The sequence below is a fragment of the Alphaproteobacteria bacterium genome (genome assembly GCA_035625915.1).
Classification (GTDB): Bacteria; Pseudomonadota; Alphaproteobacteria; order JACZXZ01; family JACZXZ01; genus DATDHA01.
In genome coordinates this window covers 1-5,998 of record DASPOR010000089.1, presented here as the reverse complement: position 1 = coordinate 5,998, position 5,998 = coordinate 1, and the positions used below count along the sequence as shown (strand labels likewise).

Here is a 5,998-nt window from a genome sequence, read left to right as displayed (position 1 = left end):
TACTGAAGATCGTGATCGACCCGCCCCGCACGCCGTATGCCGCCGGCTGAAAGCGGATCGGCACCGCGACCGAAGTGCTGGGTGCTATGTTGATCGGAAAACTCACGACGGACGGCGTCTGAAACTCGCCCGAGGTCGAGGTAATCAACAATACCGAGAGCGGGCACTGACCGGAATTGTTGAGCACGAGCGGCTCGTCGGCGAAGGCGCCCAGGCATACCTTCCCAAAATCGCCGTTATCGGCGATCGCGGTCGTGAGCTGTCCCGTTCCTTCGATGCCAGTCGCCTGGACATCGACGAAGGGTGCCGTCGGGTCGTTGCTGGTGATGCGGATGATCGCGGTTTCGCCAACCCCGGCGACCGAGGGATTGTAGGCGACGGTAAAGACCATCTCCTCGCCGGGATCGATCGTAACGGGGGTCGCCGGTGTGGGCAGAACACTGAAGTCGCTCGAGCCGACGAGCACCTGCACATTGAATACGATGAGGTCCGCAACGCCGACATTGTAAACCGTGATCGTCAGGTAGCTTGTCCCGCCGCAGATTGTTCCGAACGCCAGATTGTCCTGCAAACCAACGGAAATCGCCGGTCCGGCCGGTGAACCGAATTTGAAGACACCGCGTCCATAGGTGGCCGCGACCAGCACACCCGCGAGCGGATTGAATACGAGATCGGATACCTGAGCGCGCGGAAAATGCAGATCGTCCAGAATGGACCAGGAATTTCCGCCATCCATGGAACGAAGTACGCCGAGGTCGGTGCCGACGAACAGCGTGGTCGGTGTCGTGGTGCCGTCCATGGCGATGGCGTTGAAGGGTAAATCCAACGGCTCGTTAAGCGATCCAACGGTCGGCGATATGTCGACCCATGACGAACCGCCGATGGTCGTGCGAAAGACGTGACCGCTGCCGCCGCCTCCGTTGAAGCCGCCAAGGACAGCGTAAATTATCGTCGGGTCCGCGGGATCGAAGCGCGCGCGGCTGACAGTGCGGCCCGGCAGATTGCGCGTGATGTTGGTGAACGTCACGCCGGAAATGGCAAGCGCGTTGGTGGTGACGAACACGCTGGTGCCGATGGCGATGACGACGTTGTTGCCATTGGTCGGTGCGACGTCGATGGCTCCAGTCGAGCCAAAGTTATTCAGAATTCGCCACGTTCCCCCGCCGTTCCGCGACTGCCAAAGGTTTTGGTTGCCGCTCGCGTAAACGACGCCGCCGTTACTGGGATCAGTCGCGAGCGGGGCGAGATAACAGCCACCGTCCGTGAGCGTGCCCCACGGCGTGATGTTGCTGTAGTTGACACCGTCGTTGGTGGATACAAAGACCCTAGTGCAGGGATTGGAGAAGTAGCCGGCACTGGCGTAGGTTTGTCCGGCGATCTGACCGTCATAGACCGCATTCCATCCGTCACCGCCGATTGCCCCGAACCAGCCTGGGGGGCTGGCGGTTTTCGTGGTCAGGATATCATTGTCCTGGAGTGCCCCGATCAGGACGCTGGCACTTGCGTCCGGCTTCACGTCGACGTTGTAGAACAAGCCGGTCTGCAAGCCGCCACTGTTTTTGGAGGTCCAAGTACCACCGCTAAAGACACTGATGCCTCCGTCGGTGCCAACATAAACGATCGTCGGCGCTCCACCTGTCTGCGGCACAAATGTCCATGTGTGATTATCCGAATGGACGCCGGAAATACTCGTGAACGATGCGCCTGAGTTCGTCGAGCTCGCGAGGCTGACCGTGCCGAAATAAATGATGTCGTTCACCCCGTCGCCGGGAGAGGCCGGATCGACGCCCATGTGGAAGCTGTAGCCCCCTTGCGTGCGCTTCGGCATGCCCGTGGCCGTAGCCTGCGTCCATGTGAATCCCTGATTGGTGGTCTCGAATAGCCCAACGGGGTCGGGGGCCCCGCCGGTTCCCTGGAGACTCACGTAAATGACTTGGATGCCCCCGGGGTTCGGTATCGGGGTGGGAGGCGCCAATGCGACCACGACCTTTCCGAACCCATTGGGAAATGGGCCAATGGCTGCGGCAACCACGGGCGTGCCGCCGGCCAAAATCAGCGTCCAATTTGCGCCGCTATCGGTCGACGTGAAGACGCCGACGCCGGATATGCCGGCATAGAGAATGCGCGCGGCCGCCGGTGACGTGGAATCGAGCACGAGTGTGCGGGCGTCCCCGCCGATCGTGTTGTTGCCTTGCGTCCAGTTCTGGCCGCCGTCGTTCGATGTCCAAACGCCGTTCTGGGTGCCGCAGTAAAGGTTATTGCTGTTCTGGGGATCGACGATGACGACGTTGATGTTCGTGCCGAAAAAGGCCGTCAGGGCGTTGCCGGTGTTGCTTGCGGGAAATCCGGAGCCGAGTTGGATCCAGCTGTTGCCGCCATCGGTCGATTTATAAAGGCCCTGTGCCGCCTGGTTGGCGTTGAAATACGTGGGATTGGCGTCGCCCAACAGCCACCGGGCGCTGGTGCCGGCGTAGATGGTGTCGGTATTGTTCGGATCGACCGCCACGCCGCCGGGATCGCCTATCCCCATCAACAACTGCCGATCGAAGAGCGGCGTCCAGTGATCGCCGCCGTCGCGGGAGCGCCACACGCCCCCTGCTACCGTCCCGATATAGAGTGTCTTCGGGTTGTTGGGATTGAACGCAATGGATGTAACCATTCCGTTGTCGTTGGTGGAGCCTTCGGCAACGGGGCTCGGCCCTACCGGAAGCCAAACGGAGCCGTTCAGGGTCACGGCACGTCACCCTTCTCGCCCCCGCCGGTAGCAGGCGGCGGCTCCGTGGCGCCCTTGCCAAGGTCGGTCGCCGTCGTTCCGACCGCACCGGGAAGCCGCCGCCATTGGGAGACGGCGCGTGCAAACGCTTGCGCCGTGGCAGGTGCGCTTCCCTGCCAGCGTGCGCCGCGTAGCTTTGAGAATACGGGGTAGTCGCGCCCGAGTGGGTCGGAACGTCCGGGTTCGTCCCCGTGCTTCCGATCATGATCGCGATCGGGGCGACGCTTACCTGCCCCACGGTCGCGCGGGCCCTGCGGCTTTGCAGTTTTTGCCATTGGAACCTCCATCGCCGGCGCTTGTCAGAGTCACGCTTGTCGACTGGCGCCCGTCCCGATGCGTGAATGTACTACCGGCAGAGGCCGGTGCGCGCATGGGACGCGTGGCGGGCCGCGCGTGGCGCTCGGCCCGCGAGATCGGAGGGCGGCTCCCGGACCTTTAACGGTGTGCTTTTGTTTCGGTCGGTGAGCGCAGGCGCTGAGACGCGCGGCTCGACTGCACCCGGCGGGCGATAAACATGCCAATCGCAAGACCGATGGCCGCCTCGCCAAAGTCAAGCAGCAGATAAACCCAGCTTTCGAGATATTCGCCGCTCAGCATGGTCGCGGCGAAGCCGGACACGAGTACCGCGCCGACACTTAGCGCGAGCCGCATGCGGCCAGAGGTGAATGTCCAGATTAAGGCGCCCAGCACGGCGCCCAAAACGAACGGAACAATTTCATCCATTCGAAGCGCCTCCCTCGCTTGACGCCATCATTTGACATCCCTGCCGTCGTTGCAAGTTATTTTAATGGACGCGAATGCGTACGTGCGTCATCGCACTCTCGCCGGTCCATTTTTTCCCGCCAAATCGCGAAGTATGGCGACCAGTTCATCGTGGGGTGCAGAACCGGACGTGCTCAACTCCGCGATCGAGTGCGCTTCGGTCAAGTGCGCCAACCGCACCAGCAAGCGGATGCGTGCGCGCCGCACGGCTTTCAGCTCCGGCGAGGGCCGAACGAAGAAAATCTTGTACAACTCGCCGTGGCCGAGCATCGCGTTAATTTCGCTTCCCGTCACGTAAATCAGGAAGAGCACGAAGATCCACATCTGCGTGGCAATGAATTGATGCCAGCTGAAGTCGGCCAATTGGTACGCGATGAATTGACCGTGGCCGACAGCGCCGATCGTCGTTGCATAGCGAACGAAAGCCTCGATCAGGCGCGCTATAAAAACGATTACCGTGTAGACCACTGTCTTGAAGAGAATGGGAGCCGCGAGTGGGCGGCGATCGAAACGCTTCAGGAACGGCAATGTATCGGCGACCAGTACGGCCTTGGCGACGATCAATGCCGAGGTCGTCGCAATGAAAAATCCCGTGAATTGGATCAGATAGGCGGCGAGGATCAGCTGCTTCGTGAACAAGATGAGGTTGAAGCCGATGAAGAAGAAAATGGTCGGCGGCAATACCTCTTTGAATTCGCGAAGGAGGAAGCGACCGACCTGCGCCAGCCGCTTGGGTTTTTCTCTCTCGATCGCCTGATTGGTCATGGGCTCCTCCCATCGAACCGCCGCGCGATTTGACTTCTCCGGCAACGTCAAGGCGAATGTTCTTGCGGCACTTATTGAACCGTCGCTGAAAAATATTTTTTCCTGGCCACGGTCGTGATATTCGGCTGGTGAGGATCGTACAAAAGCACGAACGCCCATACAATTAAGTGTGGGCGCCGGCAACGAGAGCTGGGATGTCCCTGAGCGTCTCAGGCAAAAAAAGTGAAGCCTGGTCGGTTAATAAGACAATGACAGCATCATTGGCCAATTCGACCGCTGGCCGATCCGTCGATCTCTCTCCACTTAGGCGTTCGATCGTTTAGGCGGTTCAGCGGTCCGCGGCATGATGTTCAATATCGCCGCGCCCTCGCGCGCTCACTGCGCGGCGCGGACGGAGCCGGCATGGGCGACCGCCTGGGCATTGACGCTCGCGAGCGCGGCGCGGGCGTCGATAAGACGTGGCACGGCCGGGCCGTCGCCGGGGCTTGCGGCTGGGCTACGCCCCGTGCGCCACATGATCGCCCTGACATCGGCGGGGCCGAGAGTCGGTGCGAGTTCGATCACGAGTACTGCGAGTCCCGACACGTGCGCCGCCGCAATCGAACTCCCGGTCAGGACCTGATAGCCGCCGTTCGGTCCTGTCGTGACGATATCCACACCCGGTGCGGCCAGCGACATATCCGGCTCGCCACGGCCGTGGCGATAGAGCCGAGAGCGATTGTCCGTCGCGGCCACGGCGATCACGTCGGGATAGGCCGCTGGATAGGCCGCGTCGTCGCCATCGCCATTGCCAGCCGCCGCGACAAGCACCACGCCGCGCAATGCGGCTTCGTGGGTCATGCGTTCGATCACACGATCGCGCGGGCCGCCGAAGCTCATGTTGATGACGCGGGCCTTGAGCCGCAATGCGATGTCGATCCCGCGCACGATCTTGTCGGACGTGCTTTCCGTGTCCTCATCGAGCGGGCGTAGCGCCGAGAATGCCCTGATCGAAATCAGACCCGCTTCGGGTGCGAGCCCGACCATGCTCCCCTGCGCTGCGATCACGCCCGCAATTCCCGTACCGTGCCGGGTCTCCTCGATGCGCTCGCCGGCATCCTCGCTTTGGGCAGTGCCCACAAGATCGACCTGCGCCAGTATCCGCCCCGCCAGTGCGGCGTGCCGCGCATCGACGCCGCTGTCGATCAGGGCCACGCGGACGTGTCGCCCGGTGGCGATTTCGCTTACGCCCACAGCGTTGATCTCCTTCAGGGCGTATTGCAACTCGCGAACGCGAAGGTCGACCCCCTCCGTCGACAGGCCCTTGAAGGAGCGATTGGTGTCGGCTGCGACAATGCGCGGATCGCTCGACAGGCGGGATAACACGTCGGCCACGTCGGTGTCGTCCCTTGCGGAGAAGATCGAAACCGCAAGCCCGACGGATGGCAAGTCGAACGTGGTTCGGTAAACGATGCCCAAACCATCGGCGAGCGCCGTCGGATTGAGTGCCTCGGGCGCTGCACTTCCCGCCGTACCGCCCGGGCGCGCACGGTAAAGCACCACGAATTGCACATTTTGCGGCGCAGCACCAGGACGGCCGGACGGAGCGCTCGCACCGGGCCCGGGTGCCCGCTCTTCGGCCCCCGATGCCTCCCCTGGGGCGGGGCTCGGCCGCGTCAGCAAATGTTCAAGGGAACCCGGCCGAGACAAGCCCTCGAC

At 62.2% G+C, this 5,998-nt stretch carries 5 protein-coding genes; all 5 read right to left on the bottom strand.

Going from position 1 to position 5,998, the window contains the following annotated elements; translation table 11 throughout:
- On the bottom strand, window positions 1-2,659 hold a 2,659-nt coding region (locus VEJ16_07240), incomplete at its 3' end, for a choice-of-anchor D domain-containing protein (protein HYB09448.1).
- Between the two features lie 71 nt (window positions 2,660-2,730).
- Entirely contained in the window at window positions 2,731-3,048 is a 318-nt protein-coding gene (locus VEJ16_07235) for a hypothetical protein (GenBank protein ID HYB09447.1), read from the bottom strand.
- Window positions 3,049-3,208: 160 nt separating this feature from the next.
- A complete protein-coding gene (locus VEJ16_07230) occupies window positions 3,209-3,496 on the bottom strand; it encodes a hypothetical protein (GenBank protein HYB09446.1) in 288 nt (95 codons plus the stop codon).
- Window positions 3,497-3,583: 87 nt separating this feature from the next.
- A complete protein-coding gene (locus tag VEJ16_07225; protein HYB09445.1) occupies window positions 3,584-4,300 on the bottom strand; it encodes a hypothetical protein in 717 nt (238 codons plus the stop codon).
- A 375-nt stretch (window positions 4,301-4,675) separates the two neighbouring features.
- Window positions 4,676-5,998, bottom strand: a 1,323-nt coding sequence (locus VEJ16_07220; GenBank protein HYB09444.1) for a S8 family serine peptidase, incomplete at its 5' end; no start/stop codon positions are given.

Coding starts and splice junctions, on each gene's coding strand:
- VEJ16_07225 (HYB09445.1), bottom strand. CDS start 4,300: ATGACCAATCAGGCGATCGAGAGAGAAAAACCCAAGCGGCTGGCGCAG.
- VEJ16_07235 (HYB09447.1), bottom strand. CDS start 3,048: ATGGCAAAAACTGCAAAGCCGCAGGGCCCGCGCGACCGTGGGGCAGGT.
- VEJ16_07230 (HYB09446.1), bottom strand. CDS start 3,496: ATGGATGAAATTGTTCCGTTCGTTTTGGGCGCCGTGCTGGGCGCCTTA.